Here is a 19,348-nt window from a genome sequence, read left to right as displayed (position 1 = left end):
CTGCTGCGCGGCGCGGCCTGGCTGACGATGCGGATCGCCCGCGCCCTGCCTCGCCCGCGCGACGCGCGGCTGCGGCTCGCGCTCGCCAATATCTGGCGGCCAAAGAGCCTCACGCCCGCGCTCGTCATCTCGATCGGCCTCACGCAAACGCTGCTCGTCGCGCTCGCTTTGGTCGAGGGCGCGATTCATAATGAGCTTGCCCGCGCGGACGCCGGCGAAATTCCGAATTTCTTCTTCATCGACATTCCAAAGCCGCAGGCGCAGGCGTTTGGCGACTTTCTCGCCAATGAGGCGCAGGGCGCGCGCATCGAGCATGTGCCGATGATGCGCGGCCGCATCATCGCGGTGAAGAATGCGCCGGTCGAAAAGATCGCCGTGGCCGAAGACCAGAAATGGGTGCTGGAAGGCGATCGCGGCGTGACCTTCTCCGCGAGCGTGCCCGCGAATTCGACGCTCGTGGAAGGCGACTGGTGGCCCAAGGATTACAGCGGGCCGCCGCTCGTCTCGCTCGAGCAGAAAGTGGCGGAGGGCCTCGGCGTCGCCATCGGCGACGACATAAAGGTCAATGTGCTCGGCCGCGACGTCGCCGCGAAGGTCGCTAATCTCCGTAAGGTCGATTGGCGCAGCTACGCCATCAATTTCGTGATGGTGTTCTCGCCCAATGTCTTTGCGGGCGCGCCTTATAATGAACTCTTCACCGTCGCTTATGGCGCGCCCTCCGTCGCCGCGCGCGACGCCAAGGACGCAAGGCTCGCGCGCGAGGCGGCGAAACGCTTTCCGACTATCGTCTCGGTGCGGGTGAAGGACGCGCTCGCGGCGATCGACAAGATCGCCGGCCAGCTCGCGCTCGCGGCGCGGGCCGCGGCGGGCCTCGCCATCGTCACGGCCGTTCTGGCGCTCGCGAGCGCGCTGGCGAGCGGCCAGCGCGCGCGGCTGCATGACGCGGTAGTGCTGAAGACGCTCGGCGCGACGCGCGTATGGCTAGCCGCCGCCTATGCGCTGGAATTCGCCATTGTCGGGCTCGTGGCTTCGCTCATCGCGCTCGCGGCGGGCGCGGGCGCCGCCTACGCCATGACGACGATGCTGATGAAGGTCGACTTCGCCTTCCTGCCGGGGACGGTCGCCCTCATAACGCTCGCGACGCTGGCCATAACCATCGCGCTCGGACTCGCCGGGACCTGGCGCACGCTATCGCGTCGGCCGGGACCGGAGCTACGGGAGTTGTGATCGGCAAATCTGGTTGAGAAATCCGCTAAATCGAAAACCGTATCAGGCGTCCGCGAGACGGAACCTGGAATGCTCAGGCAACTCAAGGTCTCTTCCGGGCCTTTGCGCATCAAGCTATCCCAGCCGGCTTCGCTCGGTCCCTGATGAACGAAGGCCACGCGCTCATTGGCGTCGACGACCCAATATTCCCGCAGGCCGTGGCGCGCATAGAGCTTGGCCTTGAGATCGAGGTCATAGGCGAGGCTCGACCCGGCGACTTCGATCGCCAGCAATACGTCGGGACCGCGAACTTCCTGCGAACGAAGGCGCTCGGGATAGAGCGAAATGTCCGGTTCGACAAAGGTGTTGGACGACAGAAAAATCGAAGTTTCCACGCCGACGATAAGTTCGCGCGGACATGCACGCGACAATTCCATTAGCAGCTTGGATTTGATGCGCTCATGCGCCGAATATTTCGGCCCCATCGGGACAATTTCCCCCTCGATCAATTCGAAATTCTCTTCTTCCGAAATGATTCCGGCGTCCTGCATGGCGATGATCTCGTCGACCGTGAAGGCGCGGCGGGGAAATCCTTCTGCGGCTCTCGTCAAAGCGGACGGCATCGGCGTCTCCATAGGGCCAATATAGCATGACCTGCCTCCACCGAGGAAAAACGCCCTCGGCTTGCCCTTCCGGCCCTTCCGGCCTAAAAGCAGGCGCGCCCGGCTCTCGTCCGACTGGCGCTTTTCCGGTTCGCCGCGCGCTCTGGAGCGCGACGGCGGCCTCAAGCGAAACATCCGAAAGCCCCATCGCCCGTGCCTGACAAAAGCGTCTTCTCATGGCCGCATTTCGGCGTGTCGATCCTCGCCGGCCTGGCCGCCGCGACGATTTTCGCCGTCGTGGCGCGAGGCGGGCTCGGCGGGCTGGTTTTCGCGCATCTCGCGCCCCTGCCCCTGACGATCGTCGCCTTCGGCTTCGGCCTCGTCCATGGCGCGACCGCGGCCATATTGGCGACGATCATTCTGTCGGTCTGGCCGCATCCCGTCATCGGCATGGGCTACGCCCTGCTCGTGGCCGCCCCCGCCTGGCTCGCGGTCTACGCCGCCTCCGGCGCGCCGCGCGGCGGCCGCGACGTCCTGACCCGCAATCTGCCGGGCTGGGCGGCGCTGGCGCCGGCGGCCTTTCTTTCCCTCGCGATCATTCTCTGGATCGTCGTCGCGTCGATCAGCTTCGGCTCGCTCGACGAGGCGCTGAATCCCATTCGCGCGCGGGCCTTCATTTTGCTCGACATTCTGGTCAAGGAGCAGGCGCTCGGCGATAAAATCGATCCGATCACGCTCTCGGGCTCGGTGGCCCGCGCCGTCCCCGCCTTTCTCGCCGCCTATGGGCTGCTCATTCACGTCGCCAATCTGTGGCTTGGCGCGCGGATCGCACAGATTTCCCAATTGTTGAGCCGCCCCTGGCCGGACATCGCCCGGGAGTTCCGGCTGCCGAAGGCCGTCGGCGGCCTTTTCCTCGCCGGGCTCGCGCTCGCTTTTTTCGCCGGCCCCGTGGGGCCCGTCGGCCTTGTGCTGGCGCTGACGCTCGGCCTGCTGCTCGCCTTCCAGGGCCTCGCCGTCACCCATAGTTTCCTGCGCGGATCGAGATCGAGCGTCCTCGTGCTCTCGATCATCTATTTCACGCTGGGGATCCTTGGCTGGCCGATCGTGTTCTTTGCGGCGCTGGGATTGGCCGATCTTATCTTCAACTATCGCAACCGGATAACGGACGCGACGACGCCGACGACGCAAAAACCGGATTGACTTTGGCCCGGTTTTTCTCGACATAGCGCGCAATCCTCGGAGTAAGGGAATATGGAAGTCATTCTGCTCGAACGCGTGGCCAAGCTCGGCCAGATGGGCGACACGGTGCGCGTGCGCGACGGCTATGCCCGCAATTTCCTGCTGGCGCGCGGCAAGGCGCTGCGCGCCACGGAAAACAACAAGAAGCATTTCGAGACCGAGCGGGCGCAGATCGAGGCGCGCAATCTCGAAGCGAAGAAGGAAGCCGAAGCCGTCGCCGAGAAGCTCGACGGCCAGAGCTTCATCATCATTCGCCAGGCGGGCGAGAGCGGCCAGCTCTATGGCTCGGTCTCCGCGCGCGACATCGCCGAAGCCGCGACGGCCGGCGGCTTTTCGCTCAATCGCAATCAGGTTGTGCTGATCCATCCGATCAAGACGCTGGGGCTGCATTCAATCCCCGTGCATCTGCATCCGGAAGTCGACGTGAAGATCACGATCAACGTCGCCCGTTCGGAGGAAGAGGCCGACCGCCAATCGCGCGGCGAAAGCGTCACGCTGCGGGAAGAGACGTCGATGGACGACCTCGGCCTCGAAGTCGGCGCGGCGCTGGCGGAAGCGGGCGACGTCGAACTCTAAGCGGCAAGCGCTTCAAGATTCTCCGGCGGCCCTCGCGGCCGCCGGTTTTTTTGCGCGCGCGCGATTCGCAAAGCGCAAGAGCACGCATCCGCGCAAGCGAAGAATCTTTTTTCGCGATGTGGACGGCGTGAATTTGACTCGCAACGTGGCGCGCCGAGAAATCCTTGTGGCGGCGCGCGCCGGTTAATGTATTGTTAACCGGTCCCCGCGACTCGCGCGTCTTGTTCGCAGCCAGGGGTCAGTCTCTAAACGTCTAAAGATCGATGCCACCAATTGAACAATTGGCGGGCCGGCGGGCGCTCCAAGTGGCGCAGCCGGAAGCCTCCGCCTATCGCGCGCCGCCGCACAATATCGAGGCCGAACAGGCGCTGCTCGGCGCCATTCTGGTCAACAATGACGCTTTCGACCGCGTCTCCGATTTTCTGCGGCCCGAGCATTTCTCGGAAGAGCTGCATCGCCGCATCTATGAGGTCGCGGGCCAGCTCATCCGCGCTGGCAAGCTCGCGACCGTCGTCACGCTCAAAGGGTTCCTCGCCGAGATCGAACTGCCCGCCGGCGTCACGATCCAGGCCTATCTCGCGCGACTCGCCGCCGAGGCGACGACGATCATCAACGCCGAGGACTATGGCCGCATGGTGCATGATCTCGCGCTGCGGCGCGAACTCATCGTCATCGGCCAGGACATCGTCAACACCGCTTATGACTCGCCGATCGACGCTTCGCCGCGCGTCCAGATCGAAGAGGCCGAGCGCCAGCTTTACTCCGTCGCCGAAACCGGCCGTTACGACGGCGGCTTCCAGCGTTTCGCCGAGGCGCTCACCACCGCGCTCGACATGGCGAGCAGCGCTTATATGCGCGACGGGCATCTTTCCGGCATCGCCACCGGCCTCGTCGATCTCGACGACAAATTGGGCGGCTTGCAGAAGTCGGACCTTCTTATCGTCGCGGGCCGTCCCGGCATGGGCAAGACGGCGCTTGCAACGAATATCGCCTTCAATGTCGCGCGCGCCTATCAATTCGAGACGGAGCCAGACGGGACGCATAAGACGGTCAATGGCGGCATCGTCGGCTTCTTCTCGCTCGAGATGTCGGCCGAGCAATTGGCGACGCGCGTCATCGCCGAACAATCTGGCGTGCCGAGCTATAAGATAAGGCGCGGCGACATCAATGAGGACGACTTCCGCCGCATCGCCGACGCCGCGCGCGAGATGCAGAGCATCCCCTTCTTTATCGACCAGAGCGGCGGCATTTCGATCGCGCAGCTCACCGCGCGCGCGCGCCGCCTCAAGCGGCAGAAGGGCCTCGACTTGCTCGTCGTCGACTATCTGCAACTGCTGGCTGGGTCGCGCGCGCGTAACGATAATCGCGTGCAGGAGCTCACCGAGATCACTACGGGCCTTAAGGCGCTCGCGAAGGAGCTGAACGTCCCGATCATCGCGCTTTCGCAGCTCTCCCGCCAGGTCGAGAGCCGCGACGACAAGCGTCCGCAGCTCTCAGATCTGCGCGAATCCGGCTCGATCGAGCAGGACGCCGACGTGGTGATTTTCGTCTATCGCGAAGAATACTATTTGCGTAATCGCGAGCCGCGCGAAGGCACGGAAGAACATGTCAAATGGATGAGCGACATGGAGAACGCGCATGGTCGCGCCGAAGCCATCATCGGCAAGCAGCGCCACGGCCCGACCGGCACGGTGCAGCTTGCCTTCGAGGCCGAGGTGACGCGCTTCTCCAATCTGGCGGATGAAGACAAGCTGCCGGCGCGAATTTGAAATAAGACGAAGCCTCGCCGCAGCGCGGCGAGGCCCCATCGGCGTATCGTGTGACCCCAGTCGCGAATTACTTCACGCTGCCGAGCGTCCAGAGACCCTTGTTCTTGTCGAAGCGGAATCCGGTCGCGCTCTTGAGCTCGTCCTTTGTGGCGTTCATCGTCAGCCACCATTTGTTGTTGCGCTCGGTCGCATGGATCGCGTCGAAAGCGACGGCTACGTCCTTCTCGCCCATGCCGAGGAATCCCCCCACCGATATGATCGCCGCGGTGACCTTCCCGCTGCGATCGAGCACGAGATCCTTCACTTCGCCGATCTTGTTCTCCTGCGGATCATAAACATTCTGCTCATGAATGTTGGAGACAAGCAGAGCGTTCTGCGGAAGCACGGTCATGAATTGCGTCGTTGAGGTCGCCGCATGTCCCATGGGCTGCTCGGCAAGAGCCGCGCCGACGACCATCGTCGCCATAGCGCTGGCGAGCGCGAAAGACTTGAGCATGTGTATCTCCCTAACCTAATTGTAGATTCACACCGGACGAATGTCCGTGTGGCCATACAACCGGCGCCGGAGAAGGATGTTCCAAGCTTTGCAGTAGTAAAACGGCGATGCGACTCGCCTGCCGATCTCACAAGCTGTATCGAGGCGCGGGATGAATGCCTAGCGCATGCAAGGCACACGCGCCCCCCAGCGCTACTTCATTTCAAACATTGGCGTCTATTGGGCGGCTACGCCGGATTCCAAAGACGCGTCTCCTTGTCGAATTTATAGCCGACCGCCTTCTTCAGAATTTCCTTGGTGGTGTTGAGCGTCAGCCAGGACTTCTTGTCCTTCTCGGTAATGGTGATCTTATTGACCGGCACCGCCACATGTTTAACGCCAATGCCAAGAAAACCGCCGACGTCGAGCATCACCGCGTTGATGGAGCCGTCGGCGGAAAACAGCATATCGGCGATGACGCCGAGCTTCTTTTCATTCGCGTCATAGACGGGCTGCTTGTACCAAGCCGACACAACCGAACCATAGATCGGCAGCGCATCGAGCGGAATGACGAGAACGGTTTCATTCTCGACGGGCTGCGCGTGAAGGGGAGGCGCGGCGAAGGCCGAAAGGGCGATCGACGCCGCGACGATAGCGGCTTTATACATGTAACCCCCCTTGATTCGAATGGCGTGGAATGAAGGAAACGAAACGGCGCCGCGAGACGCGCGGCGCCGGCGAAACGACGCTTACATCTCTTCCCAGGCGTGTTCCTTGGCGTTGTATTTATAGCCAGCCGCCTTCTTCACGACGTCCTTGGTCGTGTTGATCGTGAGCCACGTCTTGCCCTTCTTCTCCGTCACCGTGATGGCGTCGGCGGGAACGGCGACATGTTTCGCGCCAATGCCAAGGAAGCCGCCGACATCGAGCATGACGGCGTTGATCTCGCCGCCCGAAAACAGCATGTCGGTGATGACGCCCACCTTCTTCTCATTGGTGTCGTATACGGGCTTTTTGTACCAGGCGGAAACCAGCGAGCCATAGCGCGGCAGCGCCTCCATCGGCACCACGACCTTGGCGTCCGGCGACGCGGGTTGGGCGCCGACCGGCTGCGCGACGGCGACGACGGAAAAAAGAGCCAGTGCGATCAGCAGCGTTCTATTCATTCGATTCCCCCCAAGGGCTGTAATGGGCGTTACATCTTACTCGATTTATCGGGGCAGCACGCCCCAATAATCAAGATCAAGCAGGACCGCGGGATCCGGCTTGCCATCCGCGCCGTTCAACGGAAATTCGGCGCAAGGCTTGTCCTTCGTGGCGACAAGCCGCAGGCGCAGCGCGCCGATGTCGCTGCGTCCCGGAATCTCCGCCTTGTCCAGCACCTCGGACCAGGCGAAGACCGTTCCCCCGGCGAAAAGCGGGTTGACGTGGCGTCCGCCGTTCACCGCGGAAATATGGAAGACGTTCTCGAGCCCGTTGAAGGACAGCGCGCGCGCGAGCGAGATGATATGGCCGCCATAGATGATGCGCTTTCCGAAACGGCCCTGCGCCTCATAATATTGATTGAAATGTACTTTTGAGTTGTTCTGGTAAAGCCGCGTCGCGAGCTGGTGCTCGGCCTCCTCGACCGTCATTCCGTCGATATGGTCGATCTTCTCGCCCGTCTCGTAATCGCCCCAGAAATAGGGCGAGCCGGCGAGCGCCTTGTCATAGGCCGAAACATCGATCGGCGGGACGGCCTGGCCCAGCTCCGACGGCGGGACGGATTTCGGAAGTTCCGGCGTGACGGCGGGCCCGACGGGCGCGTCCTTGTCGCGCTTCTTCACCATCACCCAGCGGGCGTAGGCGAGCACCGGCTCGCCGCGCTGATTGCTCCCCGTCGTGCGCACATAGACGACGCCCGTCTCCTTATTGGAGTTTTCCTTCAGGCCGATGACCTCAGAGGTCGCGGACAGCGTGTCGCCGTAATAGACAGGCCGGATGAATTTGAAGTCGGCGTAGCCAAGATTGGCGATGGCGTTGAGCGACACGTCCGGCACGGTCTTGCCGAGCACGAGATGGAACACCAGCATGTCGTCGACGGGCGCGTCCTGATAGCCGATCGCCTGGGCGAAAGCCCGCGAGGACTGGACGGCGAAGCGCGGCAGATAAAGCGCCGTATAGACGGAAACGTCGCCGGGCCAGACGGTGCGCGGCGCCGCGTGGCGGATCACCTGGCCGAGTTGGAAATCCTCGAAGAAATTGCCGACATTGATCTTCGATTTGCTCATGTCCTAACCGTTTGTTGGCGCCAGCTTCGCCAGCGCGTCGAGATAGGCCGCGGGGTCGCCCGCGACGAAAACCGTTTTCACGCGGCTCGTTTCGCCGGCGCGGATCGAGACCGCGCTTTTGGGCGCATGGAGCGCCGCGGCGATGAGCGCGACGAGCGCCGCATTGGCTCGGCCGTTCTCCGGGGCGGCGCGCACTCTTGCCTTCAGCACGCGGCGCCCGTCCGCGCGCGCCTCGACGCCGTCAAAGGCGTCGCGCCCGCCTTTGGGCGTCAGCCGCACGAAGAGCGCCACGCCGCCGGGCTCGGCCGCCCACGCGTCCCCTTCTTTAGCCGTATGCAAGGCCGCCGGCGGCGCTCGCGATCAGATCGCGCAGGAATTGCATGATGAGCAGCAGGATAAGCGGCGAGATGTCGAGACCGCCGACGCTCGGCAGCACAGAGCGGATGGGCGCGAGCACCGGCTCGGTGACGGCGTTGAGCCATTTCCAGATCGAATAGGCCGCGTTCGAGCGCATATTGACCACGTCGAAGGCGATGAGCCAGGACATGACCACGGTGGCGAGCAAAATCCACCAGTAGATGTCGATGATCGTCAGGATAAGTTTGACCACGGCGTAGGACATGAGCGCGTTCCGGCAGGTGAGGCTGCGCCCTGTCTAGCCTCCCTGCCGCGCCGCGGCAATCCTCCCGCGGAGGAGGCGTGGGAAGCGGCGCTGGGGATAATTGAATCCGCAGCAATTGATTGACAGGAATAGAGCCCCCGTGTACCTCACGCGCCGGAGCGGGGCTGTAGCTCAGATGGGAGAGCGCTGCAATCGCACTGCAGAGGTCGGGGGTTCGAATCCCCCCAGCTCCACCAGCCTTTGCCCTTACGGGCTATGCAGGCGCAGCCGCGCGCAGACTGTTACGCCAAAGGCGCGCTCCACTCCGCTTTCTTCCTAAAACAGCCGTTCCGTGAACTGCCCGTGCAGCGCGAAAGGCACATGATGTTTGAGGCGGGCGACGAACAGCGGCTTTGCGTCGAGCGCGCGGGCGTCGAGGCCGACGACGGCCGTCCGCCGCTCCGCGGCGTCGAAGACAAAGGCAAGCACGACGCCCTCATCCTCCTCTCCGTCCGGGCGGCTCGGAACGAAAATCGGCTCCCCCGCATAACCGTCCGGGCCGAAATCATGGGAGACCGTCGCGCCGCTTTCGACATCGACGCGCGTGACGCGCTGCTGCAGTCCGCGGGCGCGGCCGGGCGGATTATCGGCGATATAGGCGTAGCGATAGCGCCTCCCGACGAGGCGCGGATCGACGCGGGGAAATTCGACGGCGGGACCGGTCTTGAAGATGCGGCTCTCGACAGCTCCGCTCGAAAGGTCGACGCGCAGACGCGTCAGCGCCGCCATGCCCCCCGCCGCAAAGTTCGAACGCCAGAAATTACGCAGCGCGTCGCCAATCGCGACATAATCGGGATAGCGGGCGAGATCGAGAACGAGCGCGCCATCCTCTTCGAAGCCATTGGCGAAGTGGAACTGAAAAAATGGCTCCATCTCGATGAAACGCGGCGGACCCAAGCCGTCGCGCGGAATGAGCAGGATCAGGGTCGGACGGCCGCCGTCCCAATGGAGCGCGCCGTCGAAGCTCGAAAAGCCGAGCATGAATTTCAAGGGGTTCGCCAGAATCGGACCGATGCAGAAAACGAGGAACCGCTCGGTCAGAACGAAATCATGATTCATCACCGGATAGGGCAGCGAGACCGGCGGGAGCCGCGTCAGTCCGCCGGAATCGATGCGATACGGGGTCAGCGTCGTCTTGCGCCCATAGTCAATTCCAAAATTGAACAATTCGCCGGTGACGGGATCGAGCTTTGGATGCGCCGAGAAAGCGCGAATCTTGCCGCCGAAATCCTCCACGCCCAGCGTCGCCAGCGTCCTCGGGTCGAGCGCGAAAGGCGGCCCGCCCTCCCACAAAGTGAGCAGCCGCTCGCCGAGCAGCGCCGCCGACGTATTGGAGACATTCGCCGGTTGGCGAAAGGCGTTGGCGAGAACGCCGCCGGGCCGCATCTTGCCGAAGCCGCGATAGAGGATGCGCCCCTCGCGGGTCTCATTGACGTAATTATCGGTGCGGACATAGCGGTTCCGATAATGAAGCCCCGTCTCGTCGAAACGGATCGCCGAAACCATGCCGTCGCCGTCGAACCAGTGGGGGAACCACGCGCCGGCGAGATCATTACGGCCCGAGCCATTGCGGAACAACGTGCCGCGCAGGCTTGCCGGCATGCCGCCGTCGATATCTTCGACGCGGTAGTCGCGCTCGGCGGCGAGGCTGCTAAAGCCCGCGCTCCAGGGCCATTCGCCGGGAGCGGGCGGCGCCGTCAATAGTGGACCTGGACCGTCAGCGACTTCGCGCCGCCGGCGTAATTGAAGGCGGCGGCCGAGAAGGCCGGCGGGCCGAAGGTCGTCGAGGGATTGTTGGAAAAGCCATAGCCCTCCTCCGGCTTGCCGAAGAGGCCCGTCACGATCTCCGTCTCGTCGTGCTCGGCGTGGAACAAGGCGACGGCGTATTCGCCGGCCGGCACGCCGGCGAATACGCAGGTCGCCTGCCCGCCGCTGATCTTCGAGATCGCGCCCTTATATTGAGCGCCCGGCTGGCGGAAGGTCGCGGCCGAGTTATAGAGGCCGCAACGCGCCACGCCATTGTCGTCGCGCAAGCCCGCGACGTTGACCGAGATTTTATTCGCGGACTGTGCGGAGGCCGTGGCCGCAAAACCCAGGGTCAGCAACAAGCCAACGGCGGCGCTTATGATACGCATCGTTCTCCTCCTGCCTGCGCATCGGACGGTTCGGCAAGGAAGCGCTCAAGCGAGCGTCGTCTCCGGCCTGAAGAATGGCAAGTAAAATAATTATAGATCGCCCCCTAGACGGATATCTTTTGATTTATGGCATGAAATCGCGTGCGCGCCGCCGATCAAGCTTGTCCTTGAAAAGAATGGCGCGCGGCGCGGCGCTTCCTTAACCTTGGCCGCGGCGCGCGGGACTGCGCAGGCCCGTCCTTGAACTTTGGATGGCGCCGGCGTGACAAGGATGGTCAAGAAACTCTCATCAGCCTCTCACACGACTTTGCTAATCGAGCCAGCGATGCGGCGATCGGTCCAAGGATCGGTTGGAGAATCGTTCCAAGGGCCGGCCCATACTCGCGGGAGATTGGCCATGTCGAAAGAGGATTCGGCTGCGGAAAAGCCTGAAAGCAACAATGGCAAAATCGTCGGCGGCGGGACCGCGGCGGTCGTCGGCGGCGTGATCGGAGCGTTGCTCCTCGGCAATTATGCGATTTTACCGGCGGCGGTCGTCGTCGGCGTGCTCGGCGTCGCGCTTGGTTCGGTTTTCGACTGAACGGTCCTCATCGCTCCGGGCGTTGCGCACGGCGTTAAGGCCGGCGCCCGGGGAAGCGTGAAGGCGTTCGCGGCGTAAAAACTTGGCGGCTTCGACTCCCTCTCGGGACGAAGCCGTTTTTTTCGCGCTGAGGTCAGCGCGCGGCCCGTTTCCAGCGAGCCCCGAAAACGGTCCATGTGGACAATCCTGCCCAAGCGGAGTCTCGGCCTTCGTCTTTTCTAAACCAATCCGTCGGAATAAAAGTAGCCATCTGGAGGCTGGGGGACCGAAAGCGGAACTGTTTCGCTCGAAAGTCGTTAGTCCTCGAGGCAGGGCCTTGCGCGAAAGGGCTCGGATTAAACTGGGAGGATAGATCATGTTGAAAGGAATATTTGCCATCGTTGCGGCCGCCGGCGTGCTGTGCGGCGCGTCCGCTTTCGCCGATCCGATCACCAGCCCGGCGAACGTCCGTTCCGGGCCGAGCCCGAAGTGGCGCGTGATCGCCTCGCTCCCCGAGGGCACGGATGTCCAGGTCATCGACTGCGGCGCCGGCTGGCAGCGCGACTGGTGCGAAATCCAGGCGGGCAAGGTGCATGGCTTCGTCGCCGCCGGCGTGCTCGGAACCGTGGGCAATAACGTCATCGTCGCGCCGGTCCAGACCAATACGGACGTGAACCTCTATAAGGGCCCCGGCCCCAACTACCGCGTCCTCGCCAAGATTCCGGAGAACACCACAGTCAATCAGGGCGCCTGCGTCCCTGGCTGGGGCGAGACAACCTGGTGCGTCGTCAATCACGCGGGGATTGTCGGCTATGTTCTCGAGTCGCAGCTGACTCGCGTGGGCTCGCTCTTCCCGATGTAATCGCGATGGCGTTCTGCGCCGAAGCGCAAGCCGGTTTGGCGTAGAAATCGCCTTATTTCAAAACCCCAGAGCGCGGCGCGCGGGCTTAGCCCTCGCGCCGCGCTTTTTTGAAGGCGCGAGAGACGCTATCTTGCCTAGAGCGAGATCGTTCTTATTTGAAGCGCGACGCGCTTCCATCAAGAACGATCTCGCTCTAATTTAAAGAGTTAGAGCAGGATTCACGTTTGAAATGGCATCGCAAACGATTCCATTTCGAACGATCCTGCTCTAGGGCCGCTCTGGCCCCAGCGAGGTCGCCGTCATCTCTACCGCCGTCGTCCATGGCAGGCCCTCGCGCGTTTCGCCGCTTATCCGGCGGATCATTGCGCCCAACCCGGGCCCTTTCACCTTCACCGGCACATGCAGCTACATCGTCGGCTCCGGCGACGTGGCGATCATCGACCCCGGCCCCGCCGACCCGCGCCATATCGAGGCGCTGCTCGACGCCATAAGCGGCGAAAGCCTGCGCTATGTCCTCGTCACCCATACGCACCGAGATCATTCGCCCGGTGCGCAAGCGCTGAAGGCGACGACGGGCGCGCGCGTCGCGGGCTGCGCGCGCCATCAGCCGCAGGCAGGGCCGCCAGAGGGCCTACGTTTCGACGCCGCGCATGACGCAAGCTACGCGCCCGACGTTGTGCTCGCCGAGGGCGATCGCATCGATCTCGGCGCCGCGTCGCTTGAGACGATCGAGACGCCTGGCCATACCGCGAACCACCTTTGTTTCGCCCTCGCCGAGGAAGGGGCGCTCTTTACCGGCGATCATGTGATGGGATGGGCGACGACCGTCATCGCGCCGCCCGATGGCTCGATGCGCGACTATATGGCGTCGATCGAGCGGCTGCGCGCGCGGAGCGACCGCCTCTATTGGCCCGCCCATGGCGAGCCGGTAAAAGATCCGCAGCCCTATCTACGCGCCCTCCTTCATCACCGGCGCGCCCGCGAGGCGGCGATCCTCCAGCGGCTCGAAGCCGGCGATACGAAAATCGCGCAGATCGTCGCGCGCATATATGAGAGCGTGGATCCCCGGCTTCATGGCGCGGCGGCGATGACGGTCTTCGCCCATCTCGAAGATCTGGTCGCGCGCGGCCTCGCCGAGAGCGACGGCCCGCCCGATTTCGACGCGCGTTTCCTGAAAATCTAGCTTTCAGGGCGCCGCCGGCGCCTGCGAGAGCAGGACAACGACATCGTTTTTATGCACGCGGCCGAGGCGCTTGCGCGTCTCCTCGTCGAGAATGTCGGCGTCGATCTTCTCGCCCTTCATGAGCGCGATGCGGCTTTCCCAATGCATGCGCTGAAGCTTCAAAATATCGCGCTCCAGGCGCAATTCGGCGAGCTTTTGCTCATATTCCTCGCCGGTCTTAAGGCCCCGGTGGCCGTTGACGCCGTGCCAGACGAAATAGGCGGCCGCGACGCCCGCCACGCTATAGAGACAGAGCGGCGGAATGAGCGTGCGCGCGAGGATGACAAGACGATACATGGGGCGACGATAGCGCCGACGTGTTTATACGCCGTTAAGCCTGTAAAGCGCTTTCCGCCGAGTCGGATAAGGTTCGCCGTAGAAAACCCATCAATCCAATAGCTGATGGAAAGCCGTTACCGCCCCCCGCGCGCGATGCGCGCGATCTCAGCCCGCACGAGCCGTTCGACGATCGCGGGCAGATTGTCGTCGAGCCAGCTCTTGAGCATCGGCCGCAGCATCTCCTGGGCATATTTTTGCAGTAGACCGCTCTCGCTGATCAGGATGTTCGCGGCGAGCGTCTGAAACTGCGAGGCGACGGAGGCGGCGGCCTCGGCCGACATCAGCGGCGCCTCCGTGACGGAAAGGGCGGCGGCCTCGTCATCGGCGGCGCGCGCGACCGCGTTTAAGGAATTTTCCGCGCCCTCCCCCGCAGCCGGAGAAGCTTCGACTTCGGACGCAAGCTCGCGGCCCGCACAGCGCAAACGCCGAATATCGGCCATGAGCTGGCGCTCCGTAGCGGCGGCCCGCTCCTCCTCGGTCCGCTCCAGAACCGGCGTGGGATAGGCGCTTGCCGCCAGGGTTTGCGTCTCCGGCTCTTCCTCTTTCAGACGCTGCCGCTCCTCGCGCCGGACGCCCGGCAGATTGCCGTCATCGGCGATGATGCGGCGGATCGACGCCAGAATCTCCTCCATCGAGGGCTCGTTCGCGCGCGCTTCCTCTTCCAGAGCGCGCTGCGAAGAAGTGGAATCCGGTTTTTCGCGTAAAGCGCGCTCTGAACTTTTGGAATCGATCACGTTATCTGCATTTGGGCGATTCTGCCCAAATGTAGCGTCATCTAACGAAGGCGAGGGGACGGTGGCGTTGGCTGCGCTCATCGGAGTTCCGCCGGTTTGCGGACTTATCGCCGCGCCAAATGACGTATTGTTATCTGTGGCCGCGCCAGCGGCGCGAATCAATTTAATCTGACCAGATTCCACACTTTTTGCGCGCCAATGTCACTGGCGCGCCCAATCCTCACCTGCCATCCGGCGTCTCGGTTCCGAACCACTGGGTCTTGATCTGCTCAAAGTGGACATTGGGGTCGTAAATCTCGACGCTGAGATTGAGTTCGCGCGCCGAAAGCCGCCCGATCGATCCAAGCGCCGCGTAGGACGCGACCACGCGGTCGCGCTGCGAGGTCACGAGATTGACCCTCGCGTTCAGCAGCGTCTGCTGCGCATTGAGCACGTCGAGCGTCGTGCGCTGGCCGACCTTGGCCTCGTCGCGCACCCCGGCGAGCGCGGTCTCCGCGGCCCTGACCGCCGCCTGTCCCGAGATGATCGACGCTTTGGCCGTATCCAACAGGCCGAAACTCGACACCACGCTGGCGCGCACGCTATCACGTTGCAAATCGGCGTTGAGCCTCGCCTGGCCGAGCTGCTCCTTCGCCTGGCGGATCGAGGCGTATTCCGAGCCGCCCTGATAGAGCGGCACGTTCAACTGCCCGATGGCGGAAGCCGTAAACAGCTCCGAGCCCGGCAAGCCGGAAAATGAATCATATTGCTTCGATACTTGCCCGTTGACGGACAATGTCGGGGACAGGACGCTTTCGGCGACTTTCACCGCGAGTTCAGCGGCGTCGACCTGATGCAGCGCCGCCGTCACGCCCGGATGCTCGACAAGCGCGATCTCGATCGCCTCGTTCAGCGTCTTCGGCAGCAGCGGTTCGAGCGACCGACCCGGTTCGAGACGCTGGGGCTCATTGCCGATGATCTGGCGGTAGTTCGCGACGCTCGTCTTCAGTTGCGCTTGCGCCGCGTAGAATTCGGAGCGCGCTTGCGCGACAGACGCCTCCGCCTGCGCGACGTCCGTGCGCGTGACTTCGCCGACCTGGAAACGGTCGCGCGTCTGCTTGAGCTGCTCATCAAGCACGGCGATATTGTTCTTGCGCAAGGAGAGGACGGCCGTGTCGCGCAGCACGTTCATATACGCGGTCGCGCCATTCTGCAGGATCGCCTGCTCGGTGAGGCGCATCGTCGATCGCGCCGCGAAAACGCCCGATTCCGCCTGACGCACCGAATTTTCGGTGCGTCCCCCGTCGAAAATGGTTTGCGACACATTGAGCGTCGCGCCGCGCGGATAGCCGAGATAGCTTTGCTGAAACGTGCCGCTCGTCGCCGCGGCGGATGACGACGACGACGTCCCCTGGCCGCCGCCAAAGGGGATTCTGATTTTGCCGTGTTGCGGGCCGGCGGAAGCGGTGACGCTGGCCTTCGGACGCATGCCGGCGAGCGCCTTGGGCGACTCTTCATCGCGGACGCGCACATTCGCGCGGCTCTGGTTGAGATCGGGATTGCCGTAATAGGCCCGCGCCAGCGCGGACAGCAGGCTCTCCGCCAAGGCGGGCGGGCTCGCGAAAACAAAGCCGAAAAGGAGCCCCGCAGCCCATGCTTTGGACAGGAAACTGGCCGACCGCCGCTTTTCTTGGCCTGACCTGTCCATCTCCATTCGCTCAACCCATGCTCGCGCGACGAGGCCCGCGCGCCACTCTCAGCCTTGCTGTGAGTCGCCGCGATGACGCGCCAAACGCAACGCTTGTGATGCAATTGCGGCGAATTATGGCGCGTCGCTAGAGAGAGAAGGCCAAAGCCTTCTCAAACCCTTCCAGAATGGGCGCATTGGCGGAGAACAACGGCCGCTCTCCCGCCGCGCGGCCGCCCTGCCGCTCGAACAGCACAGCCTGCTGCCCTGCGCCGGGCTCCGGAACGACGATCGCGAGCAGACGCCCGTCTGGCGTCAATTGTTCGAACAGGGCGTCGAGGCCGGCCTCGACCCTGCCATGAACAATGATGAGATCGAAAGGCGCCTCGGCGGGGACGCCTTTTTCGAGCGGCCCCTCGACGACGCGGACATTGTCGCAACCCAGGGCGGCGAGGCCCGTCTTTCCGAGCGCGGCGAGGCCGGGGTCGCTCTCCAGCGCCACGACCTTGCCGACGAGACCCGAGAGCAGAGCCGGCGCATAGCCGACCCCGCCAATATCGAGGACGTTCTCGCCGGGGAGAATCTCCGCGCCTTGAAGCATGCGCGCCAGCACGAGCGGCGGCAGCAGGGCGCGTTTGCGCCCGCTGGAGGCTTTGACGGCGATCGCGAGGTCGGAATAAGCGAGGGTCGCCTGCTCGGAGGGAAGGAAAAGCTCGCGGGGCGTCTCGAGAAAGCGCTCCAGCAGTTGCACGTCGGTCACGTCATAGGGCCGAAGCTGACGATCCACCATGGTGCGGCGCAGAACCGCCGTCGCCGCTCCCTGACTCTCGCCTTGCGTCGGCGCCGTCGCTGTCTGGGACATTCGCTTTCCGGCGTGGCGCCGGCCTCTTGAAGGAAATGCTGCGGCGCAGGAAAGCCGCCGCCCGCGCTTTATAGGCGCCGTCTTATGCCATGTCCATGGCCCGACGCCTTGGTCCGGCCCGACTTGTTACGTCCCGACGACGAGACGCGCCGCCTTGTCCTCCAGGGATAATTCCCGCATCTGTTCGAGCGAGGTCTTGTCCAGCACGTCCGCGATCGCGTCGCGCGCCCGGACCATCATCAGCCGGACCGCGCATCGGTTTTCGTCGACGCAGTCGTCGCATCGGCGATAGACGGTCTTGCTCGCGCATTGGATCGGCGCGAGCGGCCCGTCGAGCGCGCGCACGATGTTGCCGACGCCGATGTCGGCGGGCGGCCGCGCCAGCATATAGCCGCCGCCCTTGCCCTTCTTGGAATGCACGAAGCCGGCGTTGCGCAATTCGCCGAGGATGGCGTCGAGAAATTTCTTGGGGATTTGATTGGCGGCGGCGATATCGGCGACGAGCGCCGTCTCCCCCGGCCGCACGCCGGCGAGATGCACCATCGCCTTGAGGCCGTATTTCGCTTTCTTGGTCAACATCTCCTGAGACCTTATGGAGATTCGCAGCCTCAATAAAGCGCGGATCTCGTTCGTCGGCCGACAATCTAATGCGACTCGGCCCTTTCTTTTCATTTTTCCCAAAAAGCGATGAACCGCCCGACCGCCAATTAGATTGACAAAGTTTACAATATTTATAGATTAAAGTTTAGCACCGCCGACGGAACAATGAAATGGCTGCATTTATCGACGCGCTGAACACGATCAACCCGCTTTATTCGGCTTCCGGATTTTTCGTCGGAGCGCTGGTGGGCTTTACGGGCGTGGGCGGCGGCTCGCTGATGACGCCCATTCTGGTTCTCATGTTCGGCGTCGCGCCGTCCACCGCGGTCGGCACTGACCTGCTCTACGCCGCGATCACCAAAAGCAACGGCACTTTAATTCACGCGATGAACGGCACGCTCGACTGGCGCATTACGCGCCGCCTGGCCTATGGCAGCGTGCCGGCGACCATCGCCACCCTGCTCTTCCTGTCCTGGCTCGGAAAATTCGGAAGTCATGCGGCCAACGGACTCATAACCTCGGCCCTGGGCTTCGCGCTCATGCTCACCGCTATCTCCATTCTCTTCCGTCGATGGATTCTGGTTCACATCGCAAAACATACAAACAATATGAGCGATGCGCATTTATGCGGGCTGACCGTCACGCTGGGCGCCTTTCTCGGCGTGCTGGTGTCGATCTCGTCCGTCGGCGCGGGCGCGATCGGCATGACCGTCCTGCTGGCGCTTTACTCCCATACGCCCACGGCGCGGCTCGTCGGCTCCGACATTGCGCACGCCGTTCCGCTCACCTTCATCGCAGGCGTTGGGCACTGGCTGATGGGCGGAGTGGACTGGGCGCTTCTGCTTTCGCTGCTCATCGGCTCCATCCCTGGCATCGCCGTCGGCAGCCATCTCGCCGCGAGAGTTCCCGACCATTATCTGCGCCCGGCGCTCGCGAGCGTGTTGGCTCTGGTCGGGCTCAAGCTCTCGATATAGAGACGACAAAATTTCCATCAAAGGATCGAGATATGTCGCAAACGCCTAGTTATACGCCGCCTGCGAAGCCGGGGCGGGGCCGGATTTACGATTCGATCACGCAGACGATCGGCGACACGCCGCTGGTGCGGCTCGACCGGCTGACGCGCGCCAAGGGCGTCAGGGCCAATCTTCTCGCCAAGCTCGAATTCTTCAACCCCATCGCCTCGGTCAAGGACCGCATCGGCGTCGGCATGATCGACGCCCTCGAAAAACAGGGCAAAATCGTCCCCGGCCAGACCGTGCTCATCGAGCCCACCTCCGGCAACACCGGCATCGCCCTCGCCTTCGTCGCCGCCGCCAGAGGCTATCGCCTCATCCTCGTCATGCCCGAGTCGATGTCGCTCGAACGGCGCAAGATGCTCGCCCTGCTCGGCGCCGAACTCGTCCTCACCCCCGCCTCGCAGGGCATGAAGGGCGCGCTCGCCAAGGCCGACGAACTCGTCGGCCAAAACCCCGGCGCGGTCATTCCGCAGCAGTTCGAAAACCCCGCCAATCCCGAAATTCACCGCCTCACCACGGCGGAGGAAATCTGGAGCGACACGCAGGGCGAAGTCG

At 63.4% G+C, this 19,348-nt stretch carries 22 protein-coding genes, 1 tRNA gene and 1 pseudogene; 10 read left to right on the top strand and 14 right to left on the bottom strand.

What is annotated here, in order from left to right:
• A partial coding sequence (locus V3H18_RS14300; RefSeq protein WP_332082747.1) for an ABC transporter permease occupies positions 1-1,227 on the top strand: 1,227 nt, incomplete at its 5' end.
• A 74-nt stretch (positions 1,228-1,301) separates the two neighbouring features.
• Here the strand turns inward: V3H18_RS14300 and V3H18_RS14295 are convergent.
• Positions 1,302-1,757, bottom strand: a pseudogene (locus V3H18_RS14295) (Uma2 family endonuclease); the annotation flags it as partial.
• A gap of 264 nt (positions 1,758-2,021) precedes the next feature.
• Here V3H18_RS14295 and V3H18_RS14290 point away from each other — a divergent pair.
• From V3H18_RS14290 to V3H18_RS14280, 3 genes are all read left to right on the top strand, one after another.
• Complete coding sequence (locus tag V3H18_RS14290) at positions 2,022-3,008, top strand: DUF2232 domain-containing protein (protein ID WP_332082746.1); 987 nt, start codon at positions 2,022-2,024, stop codon at positions 3,006-3,008.
• 51 nt (positions 3,009-3,059) lie between these two features.
• A complete protein-coding gene (gene rplI / locus V3H18_RS14285; protein ID WP_332082745.1) occupies positions 3,060-3,623 on the top strand; it encodes a 50S ribosomal protein L9 in 564 nt (187 codons plus the stop codon).
• A 263-nt stretch (positions 3,624-3,886) separates the two neighbouring features.
• Positions 3,887-5,392, top strand: a complete 1,506-nt coding sequence (locus tag V3H18_RS14280) for a replicative DNA helicase (protein WP_332082744.1) — start codon at positions 3,887-3,889, stop codon at positions 5,390-5,392.
• Positions 5,393-5,459: 67 nt separating this feature from the next.
• Here V3H18_RS14280 and V3H18_RS14275 read toward each other — a convergent pair whose 3' ends face one another.
• From V3H18_RS14275 to V3H18_RS14250, 6 genes are all read right to left on the bottom strand, one after another.
• Complete coding sequence (locus V3H18_RS14275) at positions 5,460-5,888, bottom strand: PRC-barrel domain-containing protein (RefSeq protein ID WP_332082743.1); 429 nt, start codon at positions 5,886-5,888, stop codon at positions 5,460-5,462.
• Between the two features lie 227 nt (positions 5,889-6,115).
• On the bottom strand, positions 6,116-6,535 hold the full coding sequence (locus V3H18_RS14270) for a PRC-barrel domain-containing protein (protein WP_332082742.1): 420 nt from the start codon (positions 6,533-6,535) through the stop codon (positions 6,116-6,118).
• A gap of 81 nt (positions 6,536-6,616) precedes the next feature.
• Positions 6,617-7,033, bottom strand: a complete 417-nt coding sequence (locus tag V3H18_RS14265) for a PRC-barrel domain-containing protein (RefSeq protein WP_332082741.1) — start codon at positions 7,031-7,033, stop codon at positions 6,617-6,619.
• A gap of 45 nt (positions 7,034-7,078) precedes the next feature.
• Positions 7,079-8,137, bottom strand: coding sequence for a MaoC family dehydratase (locus tag V3H18_RS14260; RefSeq protein ID WP_332082740.1), 1,059 nt, complete (start codon positions 8,135-8,137; stop codon positions 7,079-7,081).
• A gap of 3 nt (positions 8,138-8,140) precedes the next feature.
• A complete protein-coding gene (locus V3H18_RS14255) occupies positions 8,141-8,476 on the bottom strand; it encodes a DUF167 family protein (protein WP_332082739.1) in 336 nt (111 codons plus the stop codon).
• Positions 8,463-8,759 carry a YggT family protein gene (locus V3H18_RS14250; protein ID WP_332082738.1) on the bottom strand — a complete coding sequence of 99 codons (297 nt, stop codon included), beginning with the start codon at positions 8,757-8,759 and terminating at the stop codon, positions 8,463-8,465. Before V3H18_RS14250 ends, V3H18_RS14255 begins: the two co-directional genes overlap by 14 nt.
• Positions 8,760-8,919: 160 nt before the next feature.
• On the opposite strand from V3H18_RS14250, the gene V3H18_RS14245 reads away from it, so the two are divergent.
• Positions 8,920-8,995 (top strand) — tRNA-Ala (locus V3H18_RS14245).
• Positions 8,996-9,074: 79 nt separating this feature from the next.
• On the opposite strand, the gene V3H18_RS14240 is transcribed toward V3H18_RS14245, so the two are convergent.
• Together V3H18_RS14240 and V3H18_RS14235 are read right to left on the bottom strand one after the other, a co-directional pair.
• Positions 9,075-10,499 carry a carotenoid oxygenase family protein gene (locus tag V3H18_RS14240; protein ID WP_332082737.1) on the bottom strand — a complete coding sequence of 475 codons (1,425 nt, stop codon included), beginning with the start codon at positions 10,497-10,499 and terminating at the stop codon, positions 9,075-9,077.
• The gene (locus V3H18_RS14235) at positions 10,496-10,933 is read right to left on the bottom strand and encodes a DUF2141 domain-containing protein (protein ID WP_332082736.1); all 438 of its coding nucleotides are present in this window, start codon (positions 10,931-10,933) and stop codon (positions 10,496-10,498) included. Before V3H18_RS14235 ends, V3H18_RS14240 begins: the two co-directional genes overlap by 4 nt.
• A 397-nt stretch (positions 10,934-11,330) precedes the next feature.
• On the opposite strand from V3H18_RS14235, the gene V3H18_RS14230 reads away from it, so the two are divergent.
• From V3H18_RS14230 to V3H18_RS14220, 3 genes are all read left to right on the top strand, one after another.
• A complete protein-coding gene (locus tag V3H18_RS14230; RefSeq protein ID WP_332082735.1) occupies positions 11,331-11,513 on the top strand; it encodes a hypothetical protein in 183 nt (60 codons plus the stop codon).
• A gap of 355 nt (positions 11,514-11,868) precedes the next feature.
• Positions 11,869-12,354, top strand: coding sequence for an SH3 domain-containing protein (locus V3H18_RS14225; RefSeq protein ID WP_332082734.1), 486 nt, complete (start codon positions 11,869-11,871; stop codon positions 12,352-12,354).
• A 301-nt stretch (positions 12,355-12,655) separates the two neighbouring features.
• Entirely contained in the window at positions 12,656-13,537 is an 882-nt protein-coding gene (locus tag V3H18_RS14220) for an MBL fold metallo-hydrolase (protein ID WP_332082748.1), read from the top strand.
• A gap of 3 nt (positions 13,538-13,540) precedes the next feature.
• Here V3H18_RS14220 and V3H18_RS14215 read toward each other — a convergent pair whose 3' ends face one another.
• The 5 genes from V3H18_RS14215 to V3H18_RS14195 all read right to left on the bottom strand — a co-directional run bounded on the left by V3H18_RS14215 (position 13,541) and on the right by V3H18_RS14195 (position 17,756).
• The gene (locus tag V3H18_RS14215; RefSeq protein WP_332082733.1) at positions 13,541-13,873 is read right to left on the bottom strand and encodes an FtsB family cell division protein; all 333 of its coding nucleotides are present in this window, start codon (positions 13,871-13,873) and stop codon (positions 13,541-13,543) included.
• A gap of 116 nt (positions 13,874-13,989) precedes the next feature.
• Positions 13,990-14,547, bottom strand: coding sequence for a PopZ family protein (locus V3H18_RS14210; protein WP_332082732.1), 558 nt, complete (start codon positions 14,545-14,547; stop codon positions 13,990-13,992).
• A 322-nt stretch (positions 14,548-14,869) separates the two neighbouring features.
• The gene (locus V3H18_RS14205) at positions 14,870-16,342 is read right to left on the bottom strand and encodes a TolC family outer membrane protein (protein ID WP_332082731.1); all 1,473 of its coding nucleotides are present in this window, start codon (positions 16,340-16,342) and stop codon (positions 14,870-14,872) included.
• A 121-nt stretch (positions 16,343-16,463) separates the two neighbouring features.
• Positions 16,464-17,177: a protein-L-isoaspartate O-methyltransferase family protein gene (locus V3H18_RS14200; RefSeq protein WP_332082730.1), complete on the bottom strand. Its 714-nt coding sequence runs from the start codon at positions 17,175-17,177 to the stop codon at positions 16,464-16,466.
• A gap of 126 nt (positions 17,178-17,303) precedes the next feature.
• On the bottom strand, positions 17,304-17,756 hold the full coding sequence (locus V3H18_RS14195; protein WP_332082729.1) for an RrF2 family transcriptional regulator: 453 nt from the start codon (positions 17,754-17,756) through the stop codon (positions 17,304-17,306).
• A 191-nt stretch (positions 17,757-17,947) separates the two neighbouring features.
• On the opposite strand from V3H18_RS14195, the gene V3H18_RS14190 reads away from it, so the two are divergent.
• Both V3H18_RS14190 and V3H18_RS14185 read left to right on the top strand, forming a co-directional pair.
• Positions 17,948-18,751, top strand: coding sequence for a sulfite exporter TauE/SafE family protein (locus V3H18_RS14190; RefSeq protein ID WP_332082728.1), 804 nt, complete (start codon positions 17,948-17,950; stop codon positions 18,749-18,751).
• 32 nt (positions 18,752-18,783) lie between these two features.
• Positions 18,784-19,348 (top strand): PLP-dependent cysteine synthase family protein (locus V3H18_RS14185; RefSeq protein ID WP_332082727.1); only part of this gene is annotated, 565 nt, incomplete at its 3' end.

Source organism: Methylocystis borbori (assembly GCF_036576025.1).
Classification (GTDB): domain Bacteria; phylum Pseudomonadota; class Alphaproteobacteria; order Rhizobiales; family Beijerinckiaceae; genus Methylocystis; species Methylocystis borbori.
The sequence above is the reverse complement of the archived record's forward strand: the minus strand, read 5'-3'. Positions and strand labels throughout refer to the sequence as shown.